Below are 23,020 nucleotides of genomic sequence, written 5' to 3' on the forward strand. Positions count from 1 at the left end.
AGAGTGGTCGAAGATCTGGAAGACCTTGTTCGCCTTGGTGAAGACCAGGCTGTGGTAGAGGGTCGAGAAGAGGTAAAGCAGGATCATGCAAGCCCCGTAGATGGCAAAAGTTGTCACTCTGAGGGCGCTGTGGCTGTGGGAGGCCCGGACCACTAAAATAACCAGGCCGGCGATTGAGAGGCCGAAGCCGATCCCGTGCACGACGGCTGAGAGAACATTGTCAATAATATAGTAAGATTTGGGCCGGTCTTCGACCGGCTGCCAAGGATTGAAAGCCATATAAAGCCCCTTTCAGTTTTGATCAATTAATTATAATTTTTAGCCGAAAATTTGCTATACTAAAGTCTGTATTAAGTCTAATTCTATCACAACTGAGAAGCTGATAGGATAATTTGTAAATTGAGGTCAGTTAAATTGTCTAAGATCAAGATCATGACGGATTCCTCAGTACAGCTGAGTCCGGAAGAAATTGAAAAATACGGTATTACGGTGGTGCCCCTGTCGGTGACAATCGACGGACATACCTACACGGATGGCGTTGACATTACCCGGGCCGACTTTATCCAAAAGATGGATGAGGCAGAGAAGCTGCCCAAGACCAGCCAGCCCCCGGTCGGCCTGTTCGTGGAGAGAATGGAGGAACTGACGGCTGACGGCAGTGAAGTCCTGGGGATTTTCATGGCCAAGACCCTGTCGGGGACGGTTGATTCCGCCCGCCAGGCCGCTGAAATGGTAGCCGGCAAGATCACGGTCATCGACTGCGGCTATACTGACCGCTCTCAAGGCTACTACTGCATTGAGGCGGCCAAGGACGCGGAAGCGGGCAAGGAAATGGATGAAATCCTGGCTCACCTGGACCAGATCGGCAAGAATATGTACCTGGAAATGATGGTGCCCAACCTGCAGAACATTTTAGCCGGCGGCCGTTTGGGCAAGTGGGCCGGCCGGGCGGTTTCAGCTTTGAACTTCCACGTCGGCCTAACCATGAAAGAGGGCAGCTTGAATGTCCCTTACCGGGGCCGGGGGAAGAAATTCATCAAGAAGTTTGACGACATGCTTGTCGACCAGTTGAAAGAACTGGGCGACAAGGTCAAGTATGTCGGCATCTCCTATGTCGACACCAGAGACAAGATGGAAGAGCTCGCCCAGCGCTTCAAGGAGGTCAACCCGGACCTGGAGATCCTGGTCCAGGAAACCAGCCCGATCATCATCACCCACGCCGGCCATGAGGCCTACGCGGTCATGTTTTATACGGAGTAATATATGGTCTACCGACAAAGTTTTTACCAGTTTTTGATGACTTTGCGCGATCCGGATTCAAATGGCGACCTGGCCCAGTTTGCCAACAACGCCCAGTTTGATTCTACCTTTCCCAGACAGGAGCAGGACCGGACCAGGCTGTCAGAATATCTGGAGGAAAATGCCGCTTACCTGTCTAGCATGACGATTTTTGACGATGCTTACCAGGCTTATGAAGAGAAAATGCAGTACTAGGATAATTCTTAGGATTGAGTGACAAGCACGAAAGGGAGCCCCGGCTTCCTTTTCTGCTGTTTTTGGGAGGAAAAATGACTAAAATTCAATGGTATCCAGGCCACATGAACAAGGCTAGGAATCAGCTGGAAGAAAAATTAAACTTAATTGACGTTGTTATTGAAGTTTTGGACGCCCGGATTCCCAGCGCTTCCAGAAACCCGATGATCAGTGAACTGGTCGGCGACAAGCCCCACCTGATCATTTTAAACAAGACCGACCTGGCTGACCCGGTGATGACTAAGCTCTGGCAAAAGAAATTGCAGGGCCCGCGCACCTTGGTCATGGCAATGGATGCCCAGCACAACACTAATATGCAGGCCTTGATCACCTTGATCAAGAAGGCAGCCAGCGAAAAGGTCAAGAAGCTGGAAGAGAGAGGGGCCTCCAACCCGATTATCCGCGTCTGCCTAGTTGGCGTGCCTAACTGCGGCAAGTCCACTATCATCAACCGCCTGGTTGGCCGCAATGTCACCATGACCGGGGACCGGCCGGGGGTAACCAAGGGCCAGGCCTGGCTGAAGACCCCATATGGCATCCAGATCCTGGACACGCCGGGGATTCTCTGGCCAAAGTTTGAAGACCAGGACGTAGGCTACAAGCTGGCTGCTTTTGGGGCCATCAAGGACACGATTTTCCACGCTGACGACGTTGCCCTTTTTGTCATCCGGCAGCTGCGGCAGTACTACCCGGCTTATCTGGCCAAGTTCGCCAACTGCACTAAGGACAAGCTGGAAAATATCGGCGATACTGACCTGCTTTTGGCCATGACTCAAAACAACGGGATGCGGGACGACTATGACCGTTTCTCCCTCTTCATGCTACAGCGGTTAAGAAAGGGCAAGCTAGGCAGGATCAGCCTGGACCGGCCAAGCGCGAATAATGAAAATTAATGAAATTAAAGACCTGCTGCAAGCAGATTCTATCGACCCAGCTATTCTGGCAGAATTAGCCAAAGACGACCGCAAGGGGGTACAGAAGCTGCTGGTCAGCTACCAGCGCCGGCAGGAAAAGATGGCTAAGCAAAAGGAAGAATTCTTGGGCCGCTTCAGTTACGAGAAGGATTTTTGGGCTAAAGGGCAGCTCGTAGCCGGAGTCGATGAAGTCGGCCGGGGTCCTTTGGCTGGCCCGGTTGTAGCGGCTGCCGTCATTTTGCCGGAAGATTTTTCCTTACTGGAAGTCAACGACTCAAAGAAACTGAGTCCGCAAAAGCGCCTGACACTGTATCCCAAGATCCTGCAAGAGGCTGTTGCTGTCGGCGTCGGGGTCATGGACAACAAAGTGATTGACCAGATCAATATTTACGAGGCTGACCGCCTGGCCATGAAGCAGGCCGTGGAAGCTTTGAGCACCAGGCCAGATGCTTTGCTGGTCGATGCCATGAACGTGCCGGTGGACTTGCCCCAGCTAGAATTGATCAAGGGGGATGCTAAGTCTAACTCGATTGCCGCGGCCTCGATTGTGGCCAAGGTTTTCAGAGACTCTTTGATGGACGATTACGCTCGTCTTTATCCAGACTATGCCTTTGACCATAATGCCGGCTATGGAACCAAGGACCACCTGGAAGCATTAAGAAAATATGGCCCAACGCCGATTCACCGCCTGACCTTCAGTCCGGTGAGCGAGATGGTTGGACTTAAAAAGGCTGACTAGATCGGTCTTTTTCTTTTTGGTCAAAAAAGAAAAATTTTGAGAAAAAGGAAAATTCCCGCTTTTTGGCGTAATAGTAAGTGGAGGGAAAAATGAATAAAACCGAATTCTTACTGCGCCTGAAGCTGCAGAAGGGCCTCAGCTATCTCAAAATATTGCAGGTCATGCAGCAGATGCTCCCGGATGAGGACGTGGACCATGAATGGCTGAACTGCCTGGAACTGCCTGATGAAATCCTCTACCGGGTGGAGCGGGCCTTTTTAAGTGACCGCTACGAAAGTGCCATTGAAAACTTGCAAAGGAATTTCAAAATAATTAGTTTCTTTGACGATGCTTATCCAGTACGATTAAGAGAAATTTATCGGCCGCCGATTTTGCTTTTTGCCAAGGGGGACTTGTCCCTTTTGGAAAAAGAGGTGACGGTGATCGTGGGGTCAAGAACGCCAAGTCAATATTCTGGCAAGGTTATTGAGAACCTCATGCCTGTTTTGCTAAAGAAAAAACAGGTGATCGCCAGTGGCCTGGCTAAGGGCGTTGATGCCCTGGCCCACCAGAATGCCTTGAATTTTGGCGGCAAGACCATCGCGGTTGTGGCTAATGGCCTGAACTATTTTTACCCCCGGGAAAATACGCTCTTGCAGCAGCAAATTGCCGCCCGGGGTCTCCTGCTTAGCGAATACCTGCCCGACACGCCGCCAAGGCCCTTCCGCTTTCCAGAGCGCAACCGGATTTTGGCCGGGATTTGCAAGAACGTGATCGTGACTGAAGCCAAAGTCCATTCCGGTTCGTTGATTACGGCCAATTTGGCCCTGCAGGAAAACCGGAACGTATTTGCCGTCCCGGGTGCAATCACCAGCCCCTTGTCGGCCGGCACCAACCAGCTGATTTCAGCCGGGGCAACCCCGGTTATCGACAAGGAAATTGACCTGTGAAAGATTAAATTCTTGCAAAAATTGTCTGTCTGCTCCCTTAAGTTAATTTTCTTTTGGTTGACAATTCCTGAAATTATTTCTATATTGAAGAAGATTTAATTTCGAATTTAGTGAAAGGGGCATTTGATGCCTGCTACAGCAAAAGAAGATAAAAGCAAGAGCAGTAAAAAGACCACGGCTGCCAAGAAGAGCAGCCCGAAGCGGAAAAAGAGCAAGGTGAAAAAAGACCTGGTTATCGTGGAATCTCCAGCCAAGGCCCACACTATCGAGAAGTACCTGGGCCGGAAGTACCACGTAATCGCCTCTAAAGGGCACATCCGGGACTTGCCCAAGTCCCAGATGGGGGTCGACATTGAACACGACTACCAGCCAAAATACATCTCCATCCGGGGGAAGGGTGGCACCATCAAGGAACTGAAGGCTGAAGCCAAGAAGGCCAACAAAGTCTACCTGGCTTCCGACCCCGACCGGGAAGGGGAAGCTATTGCCTGGCACGTGGCCCACGTTTTAGGCCTGGACGAAAAAGAAGCCAACCGGGTAACCTTTAACGAAGTTACCAAGGACGCGGTCAAGGATGCCTTCAACCACTCCCGGACAATCGATATGGACATGGTCAACGCTCAGCAGGCCCGCCGGGTCTTGGACCGCTTGGTCGGCTACTCTTTGTCGCCGATTCTCTGGTCCAAGGTCAAGAAGGGGCTGTCAGCCGGCCGGGTGCAGTCAGTTGCCTTGAAGCTGGTTATCGATCGGGAAAAGGAAATTAAGGCCTTCAAGCCGGTTGAATACTGGACGATTGACGCTGAATTTGCCAAGGGCAAGAACAAGTTCCAGGCTAGCTTTTACGGCGAAGAAGGTAAAAAGACGGAATTGCCAAATAACGAGGCCGTCCAGAAGCTGCTGGCTAAGTTTGACAAGAAGAAGCCGTTTACGGTCAGTAAGGTAGTTAAAAGAGAAGTCCGCCGGCAGCCAGCCGCGCCGTTTACCACTTCCACCATGCAGCAGGAAGCCAACCGGCGGCTGAACTTCCGGACTTCAAAGACCATGAACATTGCCCAGCACCTGTATGAAGGGATCAGCCTGGGCAAGGAAGGCACGGTCGGTTTGATCACCTACATGAGGACTGACTCCAAGCGGATCTCACCAGTTGCCCGCCAGGAAGCAGCTCAGTTCATCGTTGAGGAATACGGCAGCGACTTCGTGGTCAAGAAGGAGCGCCACTTCAAGAATCAAGGCGACGCTCAGGATGCCCACGAAGCTGTCCGGCCGACCAGTGTCTACCGGACACCGAAGTCCCTGGAAAAGGTTTTGACCAAGGATGAGCTCCGCCTTTACTCCTTAATTTGGAGCCGTTTTGTGGCTAGTGAAATGACTCCGGCCGTCTTTGACACGGTCCGCTATGACTTGACCCAAAATGGGGTGACCTTCAGAGCCAGCGGGTCAGTTATGAAGTTTGCTGGCTACACCAAGGTTTATGACAACCGGAGTGAAAAGAACGTGGCCCTGCCAGCCCTGGAAGAGGGCGACGAGGTCAAGCTGACCAAGTCAGACAACAAGCAGCACTTCACCCAGCCGCCGGCCCGCTATACTGAAGCCAGCCTGGTCCGGGCTCTGGAAGAAAACGGGGTTGGCCGGCCGTCAACTTACGCGCCGACCATCCAGAACATCCAGTCCCGGAATTATGTCAAGTTGGAAGGGCGGGCAATCGTGCCAACTGAACTGGGGGAAATCGTCGACGGCTTGGTTGAGAAGTTCTTCCCGGACATCACCAGCGTTGACTACACGGCCAAGCTGGAAGATGAACTCGATGAAGTCGAAGAAGGCAAGAAAGACTGGGTCAGTGTGGTTGACCAGTACTACAAGCCATTCTCCAAAGAACTGGAGAAAGCCGACAGCGAGATCCAGAAGATCCAGATCAAGGACCAGCCAGCTGGCTTTGATTGTGAAGTATGTGGGGCCCCGATGCTGGTCAAGATGGGCCGCTACGGCAAGTTCTACGGTTGTTCCCGTTTCCCGGACTGCCGCCACACCCAGACCATCGTCAAGAAGGTCGGCGTGACTTGTCCGAAGTGCGGGGAAGGCGAAGTTCTGGAAAAGAAGTCCAAGCGGGGCCGGAAATTCTATGGCTGTTCCCGCTATCCAGACTGCGACTTTGTTTCCTGGGACAAGCCGATCAGCCGGGTCTGCCCGCACGACGGCCACTTCCTGGTCGAAAAGAAGCGCAAGGACGGCATGGTCGTCCTCTGCCCGAATGGCGACTACAAGGAAGAGCCAAGAGAAGAACAAGACGAAGCAGCCGAATAAGTTGAAAGTTAAAGTAAAAATGCCACCAAGGCCCTTGGTGGCATTTTTTGCTCAGAGCGTGCGATTAGGCAGGGAGAAGCTTTTTCGGTAAAATGGTAAGTAGATAATTTTTAAGCGAAGGATTGAATCAAATGACAGAAAAAGTTACGGTAATTGGCGCCGGGTTGGCCGGCAGCGAAGCAGCATGGCAGCTGGCCAAAAGAGGGATCAAGGTTGACTTGTACGAAATGCGGCCAAAGAAAATGACTCCGGCCCATGAAAGCGGCAATTTTGCGGAATTAGTCTGCACCAACTCCATGCGGTCCAACCAGCTTTCAAACGCTGTTGGCCTCTTGAAAGAAGAAATGCGGCAGATGGACTCCTTGATCATGCAAGCCGCTGATGCCTGCCAGGTTCCAGCCGGCGGGGCGTTAGCCGTTGACCGGGAGCTTTTCTCCAAGTATGTGACCGACAAATTGACCAGCCTGCCGGAAGTGACCATTCACGATGAAGAAATCACTGACCTGCCAAGTGAAGGCATCACCGTTATCGCGACCGGTCCTTTGACCAGCGATAGCCTGGCAGAAAAGATCCAGGACTTTGAAGGCACTGAAAGCCTCCACTTCTTTGACGCGGCCGCTCCAATCATCGCGGCTGACTCCATTGACATGGACATCGTTTACAAGAAGAGTCGTTATGACCGAGGCGAAGCCGCCTACCTCAATTGCCCGATGACCAAGGAAGAATACGACCGCTTTGCCAATGCCCTGGTTCACGCGGAAACTGCTGAAATGCACGGCTTTGAAAACAGCGAGGTCTTTGAAGGCTGCATGCCGATCGAAGTCATGGCGGCCCGGGGGGCCAAGACCATGCTTTTTGGTCCTTTAAAGCCAGTCGGCCTGGAGAACCCGAAGGACGGCAAGACTCCTTACGCTGTCGTTCAGCTCCGCCAGGACAACGCTGCTGCTTCCATGTACAATATCGTGGGCTTCCAGACCCACCTCAAGTACGGGGAACAAAAGCGGGTCTTCCAAATGATCCCTGGCCTGGAAAAGGCCCGCTTCGTCCGCTATGGCAAGATGCACCGGAACACCTACATGGCCAGCCCGGAAGTTTTAAAGGCCAGCTATGAAGCTAAAAAGCGGCCAGGCCTCTTCTTTGCCGGCCAGATGACCGGGGTGGAAGGCTACGTGGAAAGTGCCGGCAGCGGCCTGGTCGCCGGGATTAACGCGGCTAGAGAAGCCTTGGGGCAAGAGACGGTTGAATTCCCGGTAACCACTGCCCTTGGCTCTATGGCTCACTACATTACGACCACTGATGCCAAGCACTTTCAGCCAATGAACGCCAGCTTTGCCTTGATTCCGGGCCTGGAGGGCAAGAAGATCAGAAACAAGCGCGAGCGCCACGAAAAGATCAGTGAACGGGGCCTGGCCGACCTGGCCGCCTTTAAGGCAGAGAAGCTGGCTGACTAATGACCCTTGAAGAGCAGTTTCTTTCCTACTTGAAAAATGAGCGCTCTTACAGCCCCAAAACCGTCCTGGCCTACCAAAAGGACCTGGCAGCAGCTAAGAAATTCTGGCAGGAAAACGGGGGCTTTCCAGGCTGGGATCAAATATCCCGCCGGGACCTGGAAATTTACCTGCTGGCAACCGGACAAAAGCTGGCATCCAGCACTTTATCCCGAAAATTATCCAGCCTTAAGTCTTTTTACCGACTTTTGACCAGGCGGGGTTTGGTCAAAGCTGACCCGACCGTGGCCATTCAGCTTAGGCGAGGGAAGAAAAAGCTGCCGGAATTTTTCTACCAAGATGAAGTCGGCCAGGTCATCCGCTCGCTAAACGATGGCAAACCGTTAACAGTCCGCAACCGGGCAATTGTGGCGCTTTTTTACGCGACCGGGATGCGGCTGAGCGAACTGACTGACTTGAAAATTAAGCAGCTTGACCTGGAAAACGGCATGATTTTGGTGCACGGCAAGGGCAATAAGGACCGTTATGTCTTTTTTGACCAAGAGAGCAAAAAGTACTTGGAGGAATATCTGCAGGCAGCCCGGCCAAGTTTATTGAAAAATGAGCCAGATACCGAGGCAGTATTTTTAAACAAGCTCGGTAGGCCAATTTCCAGCCGGGGGATTGCCAAAGCCGTCCAGCAAATTTTTCAAAAAGCAGGCTTGACGGCTGGTGCCCACCCCCATGAACTCCGCCATAGCTTCGCCACCGCCATGCTCAACAACGGGGCAGACCTCAGGAGCGTGCAGGAGCTCTTGGGCCATGAGGACTTGTCTACGACCCAGATCTATACTCATGTCAGCATGCAGCATCTTACGGCGGAATATCGCCAGCATTTTCCCCGAAAATGAGGAAAAGTGTTATTATGAAGATGTTTGGAAAGCGGCAATCATTTCCGCTTTTTAGCAAGATTTTTAAATAACGCGATCAATAGAAAAGCAAACAAACGGAGGAAGAAAATGACAACGATTTGTTCAGTAAAATACAATGGCCAGACGGCGATTGCCGGCGACGGCCAGGTGACCTTGGGCAAGAGCATCATCGCCAAGACCACGGCCAAGAAGATCCGCCGCATTTACCACGACCAAGTGGTGATCGGCTTTGCCGGCGGGGTGGCGGATGCCGTCAGCCTGCAGGAAATGCTGGAAGGAAAGCTGGAAAGCTACAGCGGCGACTTACGCCGGGCAGCCGTGGAAATGGCCCAGTCCTGGCGGAAAGACCAGACCTTGCAGAAATTGGAAGCCATGGTTATTGCTTTTAACGACCAGGACCTGCTCTTGATTTCCGGCAACGGGGAAGTGCTCGAACCAGACGAAAGCGTGGTGGCCATCGGCTCAGGCGGCTACTATGCCCAGGCAGCGGCCGTGGGGATGCTCCGGCATGCCAGCGGGATGACGGCCAGTGAAATCGCCAAGGAAGCAGTCAATATAGCTGCGGACATCGATGTTTTTACCGACCACGAGATTGTTACGGATGAAATCGAGGAAAAATAGGGATGAGAGAGAAAACGCCAAAGCAGATCGTTGACCTGCTGGACAAGTACATCGTCGGGCAGAATGAGGCCAAGAAGTCCGTGGCTATCGCCCTGTACAACCGCTACCGCCGGGCCCAGCTGCCAGAAGACGTGCAAAAGGACATTACGCCAAAGAACATTTTGATGGCCGGGCCAACCGGGGTCGGGAAGACGGAAATCGCCCGCCGCCTGGCTGACATCGTTGACGCGCCTTTCGTCAAGGTTGAGGCTACCAAGTTTACCGAAGTCGGCTACGTGGGCCGGGATGTTGAATCCATGGTCCGGGACCTGGCCAATGAAGCTGTCCGGATCGTGGAAAAAGAAGAATTTGTCAAGGTTGAAGGCCAGGCCATCCGCCAGGCCAACAAGACCCTGGTCCGCCTGCTGGTGCCAGGCGTTAAGCGCAACAACCGGCAAAACCAGATGCAGCAGATGCAGGAAATGATTCAGAGCCTGCTGGCTGGCGGCGGGATGCCGGAAGAAACAGAAGAAGTTACTGACGAGATTAGAAACCAAAGACTCAGCGTGGCTGAAAAGCTGGACCGGGGGCTTTTGGAAAACGAAGAAGTCACCATCGAAGTTGAACAAGCTCCAAAGCCCAACCCAATGGGCGACATGATGGGGCAGATGGGGATGGACATGTCCAGCATGCTGGGTGACATGCTTCCTAAGAAGAAAGTCAAGCGGACCCTGCCGGTCAGCCAGGCCAGAAAGCTTTTGGTCCAAGAAGAAGAAAAGAAGCTGGTCAACTATGACGACATCTACCAAAAGGCCATGGACCGGGCTGGGCAGAGCGGGATCATCTTCATCGACGAAATCGACAAGATTACCGCGGCTGATAAGCGCAACTCCGCCGGCGTCTCAAGAGAAGGGGTTCAAAGAGACATCCTGCCGATCGTTGAAGGCTCAACCGTAAGCACTAAGTACGGTCCGCTTTCAACCGACCATATCCTCTTTATCGCGGCCGGGGCCTTTGCTGAAAGCAAGCCGAGCGACCTCATTCCGGAACTGCAGGGCCGGTTCCCGATCAGAGTTGAGCTGGACGCCTTGACCAAGGATGACTTCGTCAGAATCTTGAAGGACCCGCAAAACTCCCTCTTGAAGCAGTACATTGCCTTGCTGAAGGCTGACGGGGTTGACCTGGTCTTCACGGCTGAAGCAGTCGACAAGATTGCTGAAATTGCCTTTGAAGTCAACCAGGGGACGGACAATATAGGTGCCCGCCGCCTGGCTACGATCTTGGAGAAGCTGCTGGAAGAAGTTCTCTATGAAGGGCCGGACATGGAAATGGGGCAAATCACCATCACCCAGGCCTATGTCGAACAGAAATTGAGCGATATCGTCAAGAACAAGGACCTGACCAAGTTCATCCTGTAAAGGAGGGATTTTTGGCAAATTGTTCCTGAATTAGTGTAAAAATGCGATTGAGTTTAGAAAAAATAAGAGTATCAAGGGGCAAATAATGGATTATACTATCGAAAACGAGATTCTGAAGGTTACGGTATCAAGCCGCGGGGCAGAGCTGCAGAGCGTCATTGGCAAGCACATCGGCAATGAATACATCTGGCAGGCTGACCCGGAAGTCTGGGGCCGGCATGCTCCAGTCTTGTTCCCGATCGTGGGCAAGCTGAAGAATGATGAATACAGCTACCAGGGCCAGACCTACCACATGGGACAGCACGGCTTTGCCCGCAACATGGAATTTGCCCTGGAAGAGCAGACTAAGGAAAAGCTGACCTTCCTTTTGACCGACACAGAAGAAACCAGAGCTGTCTACCCTTTCAAGTTTGAATTCCGGGTCAGCTATGAGCTTTTGAACAACATGATCAAGGAAAGCTTCCACGTCACTAACAAGGGTGAAGGGGACATGATCTTCGGCGTCGGCGGCCACCCGGGCTTTGCCTTGCCGGTTGAAGACGGGGTCAAGAAGGATGACTTCTACCTTCAGGTCAACCCGGCTAAGCCCCGGGTGCAGGTGCCGCTGGAAGGCGGCCTGCTCAACTGGGAAAAGCGGTTTCTGGCCCCAACTGAATCCTTGATCACGATCACTGACGATCTCTTTAAGGATGATGCCATGGTGCTGGTGATGCGGCACCCGGACAACAAGTTCTCCATCAAGACGGAAACCAGCCGCTTCCACATCAATGTCAGAACTGATTCAGCTCCTTACGTGGGCATCTGGTCCCAGTACCCAAAGACGGCTGATTACGTTTGTATCGAACCATGGTGGGGGATCGCTGACCTTACCGATACTGACGGGGACCTGGAAGATAAGAAGGGGATGAACCGGCTGGCAAGCGGGGAAGACTTCGAAGCCAGTTTCCGCATGTCCTTCCACAGCAAGGTCCAGAGCGAATAAGAGTTAGAAAGTAAAGATAATTTTTTGCATGAGCTGCCAGATTCTGGCAGCTTTTTTTATGGGAAAAAGCTGGCTAAACATTCTGAAAGCGGGCAAAAAAATAAAACGATTTGGACTATAATTAACTTATAAAGTATGTGCTTGCAAAAAAGTGTTTGAATTGTGTTTTGGAGGAATAAAAAATGACGAAGCTATATAGCGTCCCAACGGCCGCTGCCCTTATGTCCCTTTGCCTTTTGGCCGGCTAGGAAAGCCAAGCCAGCCAGGCAGATGAATATAATCCAGAAGTTAGAAACTTTTAGGTACGGGAAGGCAAATACCGGATTGCCCAGGAGCTGGTCAAGAATGCTAAAAGCCTGCCGGCTAATACGGTTTATGAATTCGTGCCCGAGCCCAATTTCGCCAAGGCGGGGACATATAAGACCTGGATCCGCCTGCTTTATCTGGACAATTCAATGGAGACCAGCCAGGAAGTAACCGTCAGCGTTTATGACCATACCTGGAAGGCGAAGAAGACGGTCAAAAAGCATAAAAAGTTAATAAGAAGAGCAAGAAGTCCAAGCGCCTGATCACCAACCGGGCAAAACTACCTAAGAAGACCAGTTTCCGCTTTGCCCGAGTGCCAAACTTCAAGTGGGCCGGGAGCTACTACACGGCCGTTTTGGTCACCTACCCAGACAAGAGCCAGGAATACACCCGGCAGGTTAAAGTGACGGTCAAGCGGCAGAAAGACAAGGGAACCAGCTCTCGCAAAAGATCAACACCAAGCAGGCTGGGACTTACCTGCTTGCTGTCAAAGCAACTTACCCGGATAAGAGCTGGGAAGTGACAAGATTTGTTAAGGTTACGGTTAAGCGGCAGACTGACAAGGCCCGCTACCAGGTCAAGGTCCGTCCAGGGCAGGTAACTTTAGGGCAGAAACTGTCACCAAGCCAGCTTGTAACTAACCTCTCCAGCCTGCCGAAGAAGAGCAAGGAGACCAGCGCCTTTTTGACGGTAACTGTCAATAATCCTGCTGACTCATCCCGCTACACCCCTGTCTTATTAGCCGCTAAAACCCAAGTGGGCAAGGCAATCGCGGCTTCCAGCTTGATTGCCAACTTCGCCTGACGGTGCCAGACTTTGCCAAGGCCGGCAGCTACAAGACCCAGATTAAGGTCACATACCCGGACAAGTCGACCTGGACCAGTTCAGAATTCATGATTGAGGTTGCCCCGGGAGCAGAAAGCACGCAGAGCAACTGAGTTTATTAACATCATTCTTTAAATCAAGACCAAAATGGGTCTTGATTTTTTGTTTTTTTAATCTGTATTTTTCACAAACCTTTGCTAGAGAAAAATCAAGTGTGAGCTTTGCGGGCAAAGAGATTTGTTAAAAGAAGGCAGCCGTTTTGTCTGCCAGACCTGTGGGGCAGCCTATTCAGCTGACCAGTTGCGCCGGCAATTTGACCTGCCGACCAGGCGGAGATTTATGCTGAAGCCAAGCAGGCCTACCGGGCCAAGCGCTTCAAGCAGGCCAGGCAGCTGTATCTGGCCTTAGCGGAAGAAGGGGACCAGCAGGCGGCCTTTTACGCCAGCCTTTCCAGCAGCCAGCTCGACTCGGCGGCGGACTTTGCCCCCCTTTTGAATCAGCTGCGGGCAGCTTTAGTGGCCAGCCGGGAAAAGGGCGGGGAAGGCTACTTTGCTTTTGCCAGCCGGGCCCTGGGCGAAGTGATCGTTTTTGCCCTGGCAGTGGAAGAAGAATGTGAAGAAGACTTTCAAAAGCAGGCTCAGCGCCTGGAACTCAGTTCCCGGCAGACCCTGGAGAAGGCCCACCAGAAGATGCAGAAAGAAGCCGGCCGGGCCTGGCTCTTGATGAGCCAGGCAGCCCACCTCTGCGTAGGGGAGAGCAATGACTTAGCCGCTGTCAGTCCCTATTTCTGGGAGCTGGTCGATGCGATTATCGATGACTTGAGCATCAACCAGAAGCGGGGAACGATTGCCTTGGGAACGTGAAAGAAGGACGGGCTTATTTTGAAGCCTTGAAGGCTGAGAAAAAGGCCAAAAAGCTGGTTAATGGTTAATCTTTTTAAAGTGAATCTTGGCTAAGGCAAATTTTTTGTAAAAAAAGGCTTGCCAAGAGTTAAAAAGCTAAGTATGATATTACTTGGTCGGGGGATGCGAGGAGCCGTCCCTTGGTTGAATTGAAGATTGCGTTATAGCCAAGTGGTAAGGCAACGGTTTTTGGTACCGTCATGCGCTGGTTCGAATCCAGCTAACGCAATTGTGAGGAAGACACCCAGTCGGGTGTCTTTTTTGTTTTTTCTATCTTTCTTGCTCTTTTCTTTTCTCAGCCTGTCTGCCTTGACCAGGCAGGTGGAGAAGGCTAAACTTATTAGTTAAGTTGATTAAGTTTTTTAGAAAAAAAGCTGAGGTAAAAGCGTGAACGGATTAATTAAAGCAAGCGATGTCAATCAAGCCGGCCACCTGCAGATTGCCGGGGTAGATGCCCTGGAACTGGCGGCCAAGTACCAGACCCCCCTGCAGGTTTTTGACGTGGGGAAAATCCGCCAGGCAATCCGGGCCTTTAAGCGGGTCTTTGAAGAAGAAGGGGTAGACTATGAAGTCAGCTATGCTTCAAAGGCCTTTTCCTGCCTGGCCATTTACCAGGTCATCAATGAAGAAGGCGGCCACACCGACGTCGTCTCTGGCGGGGAACTCTGGACGGCCATGAAGGCGGGCTTTCCTATGGACAAGGTGAGTTTCCACGGCAACAACAAGAGCCGGGCAGAACTGGAAATGGCTGTTGACCAGGGAGTCGGGGTCATTATTTTGGACAACTTCCATGAAATTGACTTGCTCAGCCAGATTTTGGAAGAAAAAGACGCAAGCAGCAAGGTCATGCTCCGGGTTACCCCCGGTATCAGCGCCCACACCAACGAATATATCCAGACTGGCCAGGTGGACTCCAAGTTTGGCTTTGATATGGAAAGCGGCCAGGCTGACCGGGCCTTGGAACTGGTCCTGGCCAATCCGCGGATGAAGATGGCCGGCATTCACGCCCACATTGGCTCGCAAATTTTTGACGTCCGGGGCTTCGTGGGCTGCGCAGACAAGCTCTGCCAGCTGGCTAGTGCCTGGAAAGAGAAATACGGCTATGAAACGGACATCTTGAATGTGGGTGGCGGCTTTGGCATCCAATATACTGACCAGGACCAGCCACTTCCGGCTGAAGAATTCGTCCGGGCCATTGTTAAAGAAGTCAAAAGCAAGTGTCAGGAAAACAATTTGAAATTGCCGGCCATCTGGATTGAACCAGGCCGGTCGATCGTCGGCCCTGCGGGCTTTAGCCTTTATACTGTCGGCTCAAGAAAGGACCTGCCTGGCTACCCGAGCTATGTCGCCCTTGACGGGGGGATGGGGGACAATATCCGCCCAGCTCTTTACCAGGCAGAATATTCAGCCATTGTTGCTGACCGCCCTCAGGCAGAAGATGAAGAAAGGGTCAACCTGGTCGGCAAGTACTGCGAAAGCGGGGATATCTTGATCAAGTCTTGTCCTTTACCAAAAACCGAACCAGGTGACGTAGTTGCCCTCTTAAGTACCGGCGCCTATGGCTATTCCATGGCCTCAAACTACAACCGCAATCCGCGTCCGGCTGTGGTTTTTGCCGAGGACGGGGTTGACCAGCTGGTGATCAAGCGGGAAAGCTATGACGATTTGATTGCCAACGACTTAAAATATCAAAAATAATCTCGGGATTTTTTAACAAAATAAACTTTTGCCTGGTATAGAATTAAGAAAATCATTTTTTATTTGAGGAAAAATGGACAAAGTTAGCTATATCTGCCGCTTTCCTTGACAAACTATGCTAAAATAGGCTTAAATATTAAATTGCTGTTCTTTTTGATTTGAATTAAGAGGTTTTTCCCAATGCCAAAATTAGCGCAAGATTTACTGCCGATTATTAACCACAAGCTCGACGCCGTGGTTCCTTCAGATATCCGCTGTTTTGACAAGTATGTTTCCCAGTTCGATGATGTTGTCAAGCTGACCCTGGGTGAACCGGACTTAAATACCCCGGAACACATCAAGCAGGCAGCCATCCGGGACATTGAAAACAATGACAGCCACTACGGCCCGCAGTCAGGCAAGCCGGAACTGCTCCAGGCCATCAGCAAGTACGTTAAGGGCGTGACCGGGGTTGACTATGACCCGGTGAGTGAAATCACCGTCACGGTCGGGGCAACCGAAGCCTTGAACTGCAGCTTGTCCGCACTTTTGAACGATGGCGACAAGGTGATCGTGCCTACTCCAGTCTGGTCCATGTACATGCAGCTGGTCTGCTTGACTGGGGCTACTCCAGTTGAAGTCGACACTTCAGACACCGGCTTTATTTTGACCCCGGAAAAGCTGGAAGAAGTCATTGAACGGGAAGGCAAGGGGGTTAAGGCTGTTATGCTGAACGACCCGACCAACCCGACCGGGGTAACCTACCCTAAGGAAGTTATCGAAGGCCTGGCTGAAGTTATCAAGAAGCACCACATGTACGCGATCAGTGATGAAATCTACTCCGAACTGATCTACGGGGATGCCAAGCACTACTCTTTGGCTACTTACATTCCAGACAGAACCATCTTTATTTCCGGCCTGTCCAAGTCCCACGCCATGACTGGCTGGCGGCTGGGCTATATCTGCGGGCCAGCTGAAATCATGGCCAGCGTCCGCAAGATGAACGACTTCATGATCACGGTCGTGACCAACAACGTGCAAGCTGCGGCCATTGAAGCCTTGACCAACGGTCTGGATGACCCGAAGGAATTCAGAGATATCTACCAGCGCCGGGTCAACTTCATGGAAAAGGGCTTGAAGAAGCTGGGTTTTGACATGGCTTTGCCGCGCGGGGCCTTCTACATCTTTGCCAAGATTCCTGAAAAGTACCAGGGTGACGACGTCGGCTTTGCCAAGGCCTTGGCAAAGGATGCCAGAGTCGGCGTGATCCCGGGCAGCTACTTTGGGGCTGGTGGGGCCGGCTATGTCCGCATGTCCTACGCTTCCAGCGATGAAGTCTTAAAAGAGGCTCTCAAGCGGATTACCAAGTTTGTGGAAGCAGAATAATAATTTTTATTAACTTAAACTTCCCACTTTTGTAAGTGGGAAGTTTTAGTTGCCTATAAGAGACGCAAACAAGTCGGTAAAAAGCAAGACATCTTAGATTCTCTGCCGGGCGAGGAGGTTCATCATCGTTTGGATGATCTTACTTGTCCAGACTGCCAGCACGAGCTGAAAGAGATCGGTAGCTTCTGTGCCAGAAAAGAGCTGCTCTACATTCCAGCCCAAGTTAAGAGAATCGATCATATTCAGCACTCTTACAAGTGCCAGCACTGCAGTGATGAGGCACCAGCTGACAAGATTATTGAAGCACCTGTACCTAAGGCTCCGTTAACCAACAGTCTTGGCTCAGCTTCTTTGATCTCAAATATTATCTATTAGAAGTACGTTCTCAAGGTTCCTGCCTACCGGCAAGAGAAAGACTTACAGCGTATGGGCCTTCCGCTTGATCACAAGACGGTTTTTAATTGGCATATCAAGGTCTGCGAGTACTACCTCTCCAGCCTTTACGAACTCTTGAGAAAAGAGCTGCTAAAGCAGGATGTAATTCACTCAGATGAGACGCCATATCGAGTCTTAGACAGTGAAAGAGCTAAAGACTACGTCTGGACCTTCTTGTCAGGCAAGCATGCCGAGAAGCCGATTGTCATGTATCACTATGGATCACGAAAAGGCGCCGAAGCATGGGATTTCCTGGCAGGCTTCAGTGGATACCTTCATTATGATCAATATCTTGCCTAAAGGCAAGGCTATAGAGTCCGACGCGACTTTGGTGGCTAATCAAGGGATCAACTACTGTAGTCAAATGTTTAGCCTGGAGCGCACCTGGGAAGACCTTTCCGCTGAAGAGAGATACGAAAAGCGCCAGTCCGAATTAAAGCCTCTGCTAGAGAAGTTTTCCGACTGGTGCTCCAAGAAATCAATTTCCGTGTTGCCTTCCGGTAAGCAGGGGACAGCTTTCAAGTATTGCATGAAGCACATGGACAAGTTCATGAACGCTCTAAAAGATAATTTGTCCAACAACAGAGCAGAACGAGCAGTCAAAGAGATCGTCATGGGACGCAAGAACTGGCTCTTTTCACAGAGTAGTACAGGCGCCAAATCCATGGCAATCATTATGAGCATACTCGAAACCGCCAAGCAAAATGGCTTGGATCAATTCAAATACATCAACTATCTTCTAGACAAGCTGCCCAATGAGCTGTCATTCAGCGTCTGAAAGCCTATTTACCATGGGCTGAGAATGTTCAGCTCCACTGTAAGTAAAAGTCTCATAAACTGATTAATCCCATCTTAGCATTGCTAGGATGGGATTTTAATATACTCTGCCATTGGGTACTTACAAAAATTGTTGGGAAAGCCCCAATGATTTATGAAAAAGCTGTATCATAAATAAGGATATTCATCGCTTTGTCTTCTTATATAGGCGGGGCAAGGCCAGTAGCCAATAGCTGCTGATCCTGTTACAACGGAAAGGAAAGCAGAAAAATGAAGCTGTTTGATTTAAATCGATTTTCACGCAATTACGGCTTTTTGGTAAAAATCGGGACGGCAATTCTATACTCAGTTATGGTTGCCGTAGCCCTGAACTTCTTCTGGCATCCCGGCCACATCTATTCTTCCGGGATCACCGGCTTCGCGCAGATCGTCAACACTGTGACCAGCCGCTACATGCCATTTACCATCCCAACAGAAGTGATGTACTTTGCTTTGAACGTACCCCTCTTTATCCTAGCTTGGTTCAAGATCGGCCGTGAGTTTACCGCCTACACCATCTTCGCGGTTACTATGTCCACGATCATGATGCGTTTCATCAAACCGACCCAAGTTAGCCTGGACCCTATCCTCTGCGCCATTTTCGGGGCAGCAGCCAACGGGATCGGCACTGGTATGGCTTTGAAGAGTGGGATTTCTACGGGTGGTTTGGACATCTTAGGTATCGTGGTCAGGAAGAAAACTGGTATGAACTACGGCAAGTTCAATATCTTGATCAACTTGATTATCGTTTTGATCGCCGGTTTTCTCTTTGACTGGTCCAGAGCCCTCTACACGGCCTTGAACATTTTCATCAACGGCCGCTTCATCGACTCAGTCTACACTCAGCACAACAAGCTGCAGGTAATGATTGTTACTGAACATCCCAATGCTATCATCTAAGGGATTCAAGAAAAGATGCACCGCGGGATCACTATCTTCCACGACGTGGAAGGGGCCTACGGGCATACTGAAAAGACCGTCCTTTTAACCATTATCGACACTTACGACCTCTACGACATCCGGACCACAGTAGAAAAATGTGACCCCTTTGTCTTCATGAGTGTCACGGAAGTCCAGAAAGTTTATGGCAGATTTAAAGAACAAGAAGTCGTTTAGCTATTGAGAAATATTAAAGATAAATTATACTTGTGTTATGAAAGTTAAGTGAGGTGGTGAAATAGATGCCAGATGAAAGGGACAATAGCCGCTATCAACCAAAATATATAGGCTTGGATTTGGCGACTGAGATCGCCACTACTTACGCTAAACAGCATGGACACCACAATGTCAAGCTGCTGATGACTAAGACCAGTCCAGACAAGCGGCCAGAGTATTTTTACGTCTTCAGCGTAACTGACAGCTTGCGCAAGAACGGCAAGAAGGAATATTTCATTTTAGTTGATCCAGTTTCTGGAGAAGTCTTCAGAGTGGATGAAAATCAGCTGAAGTAAAAGAAAAACGCGCTCTTACGTTTGTTGTAAGCAGCGCGTTTTTTTTACACAATTATTATTTGATTAATCTTCTTCGTAACCCAGGTGGTTCATAATCAAAGCCGCGGTTTCTTCGATTGACCGTTCAGCCACGTTGATCACGAAGCAGCCCAGCTTCTTGTATAAGGCCATGGCACTGTCCAGTTCGGCATTGATGGAGTCCATGTTGGAGTAGGCAGTGTCGGGGTCCATCCCGTAGCTGATCATTCTTTGCCGGCGGATGCGGTTGAGCACTTGCGGATCGGTGGTCAAACCAATGATCTTCTTCGGGTCAATTTGGTAGATTTCCTTTGGTATGTGGGTCTGCGGTACTAGCGGCAAGTTGGCCACCTTAAGCCCCTTGTTAGCCAAAAGCAAGGAAAGGGGAGTCTTGGAAGTCCGGGAGACACCTAACAAGACAACGTCTGCTTCCAAAAAGCCCCGCGGATCCTTGCCGTCGTCGTACATAACCGCGAATTCCATGGCGGAGATCCGGTTGAAGTACTTGTTGGTCAATTGGTGGTTAGCCCCAACCAGGCCGGTCGGCTTCATATGGGTCGTCTGGCTGATAGCCTCAATGATCGGAGACAAAATGTCGATGTACCTAGCCTTGTGTTCCCGGGCAAACTTGATGATCGGCAATTGCAGCTTCTCATCCAGCATGCTGTAGACGATGACCAGGTTAGGGTACTGCTCGATTTCTTCCAGGGTAGCGGCCAGCTTCTTTTCGTTAACAATGAAAGGATAGCGGCGGTAGTTGACTTCGGCGTCAGGGAACTGGACGGCAGCCGCCTGGGCGTTGTTAAAGGCCGTTTCCCCAGCTGAGTCGGAAATAATGATAATGTTGACTTCCATCTTTTCAGTTTTTTCTGTTTGCTTGTTTTCTGCTTTATTTTCAGTCATATAGATCACCTCATCAACTCTATTATACCGGATAATGCGCTTTCTGGGCCTTAGCCCAAAAAACTTTTCAAAAAATCTGTCCAGTCTATTGACGATTAGTCAATTTTTGCTATAATTTAGACATATGTTTATGGCAGCAATGCCAAGAAATGGAAGGAGGGATCACACATGGCTAAGACTATCGTTCACGAAAACGAGTCTATTGATGATGCTCTTCGTCGTTTCAAGCGTTCCGTTTCTAGAAGTGGTACTTTGCAAGAATACCGCAAGCGTGAATTCTACGAAAAGCCAAGCGTTCGTAGAAAGTTAAAATCTGAGGCCGCTCGCAAGCGTAGACATTATTAATCGACTGAAGCTCTCGTGAAAACGGGAGCTTTTTTCTTGCTTATTTTCCGTGTTCTCTTTTGGCCTAAATCGTGTATCATTGGTTTAGAAGAGTATAGTCTGGCGGACAGAGATGTGCTTGCCCGCTGGTTTGAAAATGAAGGAGTTCTTTTATTGGAAAAGAAGTTTTTGCCCCACAGCAGCGAAAATGTCCAGAAGCTGGTGGGCGTAAATGACAGCAATTTGAAGCTGATCGAAGAAGGCTATGAGGTTATCGTTACTGACCTGGGTGGTCAGATCAAGGTTGCTGGACCTGAAGAGCAGGTGGAGACCGTCTTGCGGGTTTTAAAGGCCTTGGACGGGGTAGCCAGCAACGGGATCAATTTAACTCCGGCCGATGTGGTCAGCGCCATGAAAATGGCTGACCGGGGGACAACTGAATACTTTGGCGACCTCTACAAGCAGATCTTGATCAGAGATGCTAAGGGCCGGCCAGTCCGGGTCAAGAATATGACCCAGAAGATCTATGTTGAAGCCATCAACAAGAGCGACGTGGTCTTTGGGATCGGACCCGCCGGGACAGGGAAGACCTTCCTGGCTGTCGTCTGCGCGGTTGCTGCCTTTAAGCGGGGAGAGGTCTCCAAGATCATCTTGACCCGGCCGGCAGTTGAAGCCGGGGAATCCCTGGGCTTTTTGCCAGGGGACCTTAAGGAAAAGGTTGACCCTTACCTGCGTCCAATCTATGATTCCCTTTATGCTATCTTAGGACAGGGACCAACTGACCGCTTGATGGAGCGGGGCGTTATCGAAATCGCTCCTCTTGCTTACATGAGAGGGCGGACCTTGGAAGAAGCTTTCGTCATTTTAGACGAAGCGCAGAACACGACTGACGCCCAAATGAAGATGTTTTTAACCCGGCTGGGCTTTAACTCCAAGATGGTGGTCAACGGGGACATGACCCAGATCGACCTGCCTGGCAAGGCCCACAGCGGTTTGATCACGGCCCGCAATATCCTGCAGGGGATCGACCAGATCGAGTTCGTGGAATTCAGTGCGGCTGACGTTGTCCGGCACCCAGTCGTAGCAAAGATTATCAAGGCATATGAAGAGGAAGGAAAATAATGCAGGGAATTGACGTAAGCTACAGCGATGAAGTCGGATTTTTGACTAAGGGAGACCGGGACTGGGAAGGCTGGATCATGCAGCTGCTCCTCATGGCGAAAAAGGAAATCGGCAAGGACAATGCCCAGGAAATGAGCATCAACTTCGTTGACGAAGACCGGTCGCAGGCTATCAACCGGGACTACCGGAATAAAGACCGGCCAACCGATGTGATTTCTTTCGCCATTGAAGACGGCGACGACGGCCTGGACCTGGCTATGTTCACCCAGGACCCGGACTTTACCGAAGACATTGGCGACTTGTTCATGTGCCCAAGTGTCATCGAGCGTCACAGCAAGGAATATGGCACCGGCTTTGACCGGGAATTTGGCTACACGATCGTGCACGGCTACTTGCACTTAAATTGCTATGACCACATCGAGCCAGACGAAGCCAAGGAAATGTTTGGCATCCAGGGCAAGGTTTTGGAAGAATATGGCCTGCCCCTTTATCCGGACCAATTAGACGAAGGAAGAGGAAAATAGCATGAACGAGTTGGAAGAAAAACTCTTTTTGCTGGCCAAGGACCATTTGGCGGATGCCTATAGCCCTTATTCCCACTTTCACGTGGCCAGCGCTTTAGTGACGGACGCGGGAGAAATTTTTACCGGGGTCAATATTGAAAACTCTTCTTTTGGCTTGACCAACTGCGCCGAACGGACGGCGATCTTCTCCTGGGTGAACGCTGGCCGGCCGGGTAAGATCAAGTGCCTTTTGATCATCGGCAACACTGACCGGCCAATCTCCCCTTGCGGGGCCTGCCGGCAGGTAATGAGCGAATTTATGGCTCCGGAAACGGAAGTAATTCTGACCGACAGCCAGGGAGACTATGAGCGCTTTACAGTTGAGCAATTGATACCATATCATTTCACAGAAAAGGACATTCAAGATGGGGCAAACAAGTAAACACAAGTCAGGTTTCGTAGCATTGGTTGGCCGGCCAAATGTCGGCAAGTCAACCTTGATGAACCGTTTAATCGGGCAGAAGGTGGCGATCACCTCTGCCAAGCCGCAAACTACCAGAAACAAGATTTCCGGCAT

26 protein-coding genes, 1 tRNA gene and 2 pseudogenes are annotated in these 23,020 nt (G+C 50.8%); 27 read left to right on the forward strand and 2 right to left on the reverse strand.

Translation table 11 applies throughout. The features are described from left to right. Positions 1 to 279: hemolysin III family protein (locus tag FD23_RS10135; RefSeq protein WP_236743859.1), on the reverse strand; the 279-nt coding region annotated here is incomplete at its 3' end. A gap of 135 nt (positions 280 to 414) precedes the next feature. Between FD23_RS10135 and FD23_RS01760 the strand changes: the two genes are divergently transcribed. The 22 genes and pseudogenes from FD23_RS01760 to FD23_RS01860 all read left to right on the forward strand — a co-directional run bounded on the left by FD23_RS01760 (position 415) and on the right by FD23_RS01860 (position 19,573). Then, on the forward strand, positions 415 to 1,260 hold the full coding sequence (locus tag FD23_RS01760) for a DegV family protein (RefSeq protein WP_025895373.1): 846 nt from the start codon (positions 415 to 417) through the stop codon (positions 1,258 to 1,260). 3 nt (positions 1,261 to 1,263) lie between these two features. Beyond that, positions 1,264 to 1,494, forward strand: a complete 231-nt coding sequence (locus FD23_RS01765) for a YozE family protein (protein ID WP_025895372.1) — start codon at positions 1,264 to 1,266, stop codon at positions 1,492 to 1,494. 74 nt (positions 1,495 to 1,568) lie between these two features. Next, a complete protein-coding gene (ylqF, locus tag FD23_RS01770) occupies positions 1,569 to 2,426 on the forward strand; it encodes a ribosome biogenesis GTPase YlqF (protein WP_003615353.1) in 858 nt (285 codons plus the stop codon). Beyond that, entirely contained in the window at positions 2,416 to 3,186 is a 771-nt protein-coding gene (locus FD23_RS01775) for a ribonuclease HII (protein WP_025895371.1), read from the forward strand. Before ylqF ends, FD23_RS01775 begins: the two co-directional genes overlap by 11 nt. A gap of 89 nt (positions 3,187 to 3,275) precedes the next feature. Next, the gene (dprA, locus tag FD23_RS01780; RefSeq protein WP_025895370.1) at positions 3,276 to 4,115 is read left to right on the forward strand and encodes a DNA-processing protein DprA; all 840 of its coding nucleotides are present in this window, start codon (positions 3,276 to 3,278) and stop codon (positions 4,113 to 4,115) included. 126 nt (positions 4,116 to 4,241) lie between these two features. Continuing rightward, positions 4,242 to 6,416: a type I DNA topoisomerase gene (gene topA / locus FD23_RS01785; protein WP_052933689.1), complete on the forward strand. Its 2,175-nt coding sequence runs from the start codon at positions 4,242 to 4,244 to the stop codon at positions 6,414 to 6,416. Positions 6,417 to 6,547: 131 nt separating this feature from the next. Continuing rightward, the gene (gene trmFO, locus FD23_RS01790) at positions 6,548 to 7,867 is read left to right on the forward strand and encodes a methylenetetrahydrofolate--tRNA-(uracil(54)-C(5))-methyltransferase (FADH(2)-oxidizing) TrmFO (RefSeq protein ID WP_052933688.1); all 1,320 of its coding nucleotides are present in this window, start codon (positions 6,548 to 6,550) and stop codon (positions 7,865 to 7,867) included. After that, positions 7,867 to 8,754: a tyrosine recombinase XerC gene (gene xerC / locus FD23_RS01795; protein ID WP_002880195.1), complete on the forward strand. Its 888-nt coding sequence runs from the start codon at positions 7,867 to 7,869 to the stop codon at positions 8,752 to 8,754. Before trmFO ends, xerC begins: the two co-directional genes overlap by 1 nt. A 108-nt stretch (positions 8,755 to 8,862) precedes the next feature. Then, positions 8,863 to 9,396 (forward strand): ATP-dependent protease subunit HslV, encoded by a 534-nt coding sequence (gene hslV / locus FD23_RS01800; RefSeq protein ID WP_013439704.1) that lies wholly within the window; start codon positions 8,863 to 8,865, stop codon positions 9,394 to 9,396. Between the two features lie 2 nt (positions 9,397 to 9,398). Continuing rightward, positions 9,399 to 10,793, forward strand: a complete 1,395-nt coding sequence (hslU, locus tag FD23_RS01805; protein ID WP_025895369.1) for an ATP-dependent protease ATPase subunit HslU — start codon at positions 9,399 to 9,401, stop codon at positions 10,791 to 10,793. A gap of 85 nt (positions 10,794 to 10,878) precedes the next feature. Beyond that, positions 10,879 to 11,775: an aldose 1-epimerase family protein gene (locus tag FD23_RS01810; RefSeq protein WP_002880191.1), complete on the forward strand. Its 897-nt coding sequence runs from the start codon at positions 10,879 to 10,881 to the stop codon at positions 11,773 to 11,775. A gap of 356 nt (positions 11,776 to 12,131) precedes the next feature. After that, the gene (locus tag FD23_RS01815; RefSeq protein WP_230844854.1) at positions 12,132 to 12,344 is read left to right on the forward strand and encodes a hypothetical protein; all 213 of its coding nucleotides are present in this window, start codon (positions 12,132 to 12,134) and stop codon (positions 12,342 to 12,344) included. Further along, positions 12,344 to 12,604 (forward strand): Rib/alpha-like domain-containing protein, encoded by a 261-nt coding sequence (locus tag FD23_RS01820; RefSeq protein WP_134791452.1) that lies wholly within the window; start codon positions 12,344 to 12,346, stop codon positions 12,602 to 12,604. The genes FD23_RS01815 and FD23_RS01820 overlap by 1 nt, the downstream gene beginning before the upstream one ends. Beyond that, positions 12,601 to 12,885: a hypothetical protein gene (locus FD23_RS10140; protein ID WP_013439700.1), complete on the forward strand. Its 285-nt coding sequence runs from the start codon at positions 12,601 to 12,603 to the stop codon at positions 12,883 to 12,885. The genes FD23_RS01820 and FD23_RS10140 overlap by 4 nt, the downstream gene beginning before the upstream one ends. Before the next feature lie 2 nt (positions 12,886 to 12,887). Further along, complete coding sequence (locus tag FD23_RS10875) at positions 12,888 to 13,019, forward strand: hypothetical protein (protein ID WP_016396522.1); 132 nt, start codon at positions 12,888 to 12,890, stop codon at positions 13,017 to 13,019. Between the two features lie 378 nt (positions 13,020 to 13,397). Next, positions 13,398 to 13,769, forward strand: coding sequence for a hypothetical protein (locus FD23_RS10145; RefSeq protein ID WP_162252820.1), 372 nt, complete (start codon positions 13,398 to 13,400; stop codon positions 13,767 to 13,769). Positions 13,770 to 13,965: 196 nt separating this feature from the next. Next, positions 13,966 to 14,037, forward strand: a tRNA-Gln gene (locus FD23_RS01835). 158 nt (positions 14,038 to 14,195) lie between these two features. Then, positions 14,196 to 15,506 (forward strand): diaminopimelate decarboxylase, encoded by a 1,311-nt coding sequence (lysA, locus tag FD23_RS01840; RefSeq protein ID WP_025895366.1) that lies wholly within the window; start codon positions 14,196 to 14,198, stop codon positions 15,504 to 15,506. Between the two features lie 180 nt (positions 15,507 to 15,686). Next, positions 15,687 to 16,871 carry an aminotransferase class I/II-fold pyridoxal phosphate-dependent enzyme gene (locus FD23_RS01845; protein ID WP_052933687.1) on the forward strand — a complete coding sequence of 395 codons (1,185 nt, stop codon included), beginning with the start codon at positions 15,687 to 15,689 and terminating at the stop codon, positions 16,869 to 16,871. Positions 16,872 to 16,919: 48 nt separating this feature from the next. Beyond that, a pseudogene (locus tag FD23_RS10150) lies at positions 16,920 to 18,131 on the forward strand (IS66 family transposase); the annotation flags it as partial. Between the two features lie 222 nt (positions 18,132 to 18,353). Then, a pseudogene (locus tag FD23_RS01855) lies at positions 18,354 to 19,238 on the forward strand (YitT family protein). 65 nt (positions 19,239 to 19,303) lie between these two features. Further along, the gene (locus tag FD23_RS01860) at positions 19,304 to 19,573 is read left to right on the forward strand and encodes a PepSY domain-containing protein (protein ID WP_025895363.1); all 270 of its coding nucleotides are present in this window, start codon (positions 19,304 to 19,306) and stop codon (positions 19,571 to 19,573) included. A gap of 63 nt (positions 19,574 to 19,636) precedes the next feature. On the opposite strand, the gene FD23_RS01865 is transcribed toward FD23_RS01860, so the two are convergent. After that, the gene (locus FD23_RS01865) at positions 19,637 to 20,494 is read right to left on the reverse strand and encodes a pyruvate, water dikinase regulatory protein (RefSeq protein WP_025895362.1); all 858 of its coding nucleotides are present in this window, start codon (positions 20,492 to 20,494) and stop codon (positions 19,637 to 19,639) included. Between the two features lie 168 nt (positions 20,495 to 20,662). On the opposite strand from FD23_RS01865, the gene rpsU reads away from it, so the two are divergent. The 5 genes from rpsU to FD23_RS10155 form a co-directional block, all read left to right on the forward strand. Continuing rightward, entirely contained in the window at positions 20,663 to 20,839 is a 177-nt protein-coding gene (gene rpsU / locus FD23_RS01870) for a 30S ribosomal protein S21 (RefSeq protein ID WP_002880182.1), read from the forward strand. Positions 20,840 to 20,992: 153 nt separating this feature from the next. Next, positions 20,993 to 21,940 (forward strand): PhoH family protein, encoded by a 948-nt coding sequence (locus FD23_RS01875; RefSeq protein ID WP_052933686.1) that lies wholly within the window; start codon positions 20,993 to 20,995, stop codon positions 21,938 to 21,940. After that, positions 21,940 to 22,464: an rRNA maturation RNase YbeY gene (gene ybeY / locus FD23_RS01880; protein WP_025895336.1), complete on the forward strand. Its 525-nt coding sequence runs from the start codon at positions 21,940 to 21,942 to the stop codon at positions 22,462 to 22,464. The genes FD23_RS01875 and ybeY overlap by 1 nt, the downstream gene beginning before the upstream one ends. A gap of 1 nt (position 22,465) precedes the next feature. Further along, positions 22,466 to 22,885 carry a cytidine deaminase gene (cdd, locus tag FD23_RS01885; RefSeq protein ID WP_025895334.1) on the forward strand — a complete coding sequence of 140 codons (420 nt, stop codon included), beginning with the start codon at positions 22,466 to 22,468 and terminating at the stop codon, positions 22,883 to 22,885. Next, a partial coding sequence (locus FD23_RS10155) for a GTPase (protein ID WP_236743861.1) occupies positions 22,869 to 23,020 on the forward strand: 152 nt, incomplete at its 3' end. The genes cdd and FD23_RS10155, both read left to right, overlap by 17 nt.

The sequence above is a fragment of the Lactobacillus delbrueckii subsp. delbrueckii DSM 20074 = JCM 1012 genome (assembly GCF_001433875.1).
Taxonomy (GTDB): Bacteria; Bacillota; Bacilli; order Lactobacillales; family Lactobacillaceae; genus Lactobacillus; species Lactobacillus delbrueckii.

Bases quoted from the DNA above. Each gene is read 5' to 3' on its own strand.
- FD23_RS01765 (WP_025895372.1), top strand. From the start codon at position 1,264: ATGGTCTACCGACAAAGTTTTTACCAGTTTTTGATGACTTTGCGCGAT.
- ylqF (WP_003615353.1), top strand. From the start codon at position 1,569: ATGACTAAAATTCAATGGTATCCAGGCCACATGAACAAGGCTAGGAAT.
- FD23_RS01775 (WP_025895371.1), top strand. From the start codon at position 2,416: ATGAAAATTAATGAAATTAAAGACCTGCTGCAAGCAGATTCTATCGAC.
- dprA (WP_025895370.1), top strand. From the start codon at position 3,276: ATGAATAAAACCGAATTCTTACTGCGCCTGAAGCTGCAGAAGGGCCTC.
- topA (WP_052933689.1), top strand. From the start codon at position 4,242: ATGCCTGCTACAGCAAAAGAAGATAAAAGCAAGAGCAGTAAAAAGACC.
- trmFO (WP_052933688.1), top strand. From the start codon at position 6,548: ATGACAGAAAAAGTTACGGTAATTGGCGCCGGGTTGGCCGGCAGCGAA.
- xerC (WP_002880195.1), top strand. From the start codon at position 7,867: ATGACCCTTGAAGAGCAGTTTCTTTCCTACTTGAAAAATGAGCGCTCT.
- hslV (WP_013439704.1), top strand. From the start codon at position 8,863: ATGACAACGATTTGTTCAGTAAAATACAATGGCCAGACGGCGATTGCC.
- hslU (WP_025895369.1), top strand. From the start codon at position 9,399: ATGAGAGAGAAAACGCCAAAGCAGATCGTTGACCTGCTGGACAAGTAC.
- FD23_RS01810 (WP_002880191.1), top strand. From the start codon at position 10,879: ATGGATTATACTATCGAAAACGAGATTCTGAAGGTTACGGTATCAAGC.
- FD23_RS01845 (WP_052933687.1), top strand. From the start codon at position 15,687: ATGCCAAAATTAGCGCAAGATTTACTGCCGATTATTAACCACAAGCTC.
- FD23_RS01860 (WP_025895363.1), top strand. From the start codon at position 19,304: ATGCCAGATGAAAGGGACAATAGCCGCTATCAACCAAAATATATAGGC.
- FD23_RS01865 (WP_025895362.1), bottom strand. From the start codon at position 20,494: ATGACTGAAAATAAAGCAGAAAACAAGCAAACAGAAAAAACTGAAAAG.
- rpsU (WP_002880182.1), top strand. From the start codon at position 20,663: ATGGCTAAGACTATCGTTCACGAAAACGAGTCTATTGATGATGCTCTT.
- ybeY (WP_025895336.1), top strand. From the start codon at position 21,940: ATGCAGGGAATTGACGTAAGCTACAGCGATGAAGTCGGATTTTTGACT.
- cdd (WP_025895334.1), top strand. From the start codon at position 22,466: ATGAACGAGTTGGAAGAAAAACTCTTTTTGCTGGCCAAGGACCATTTG.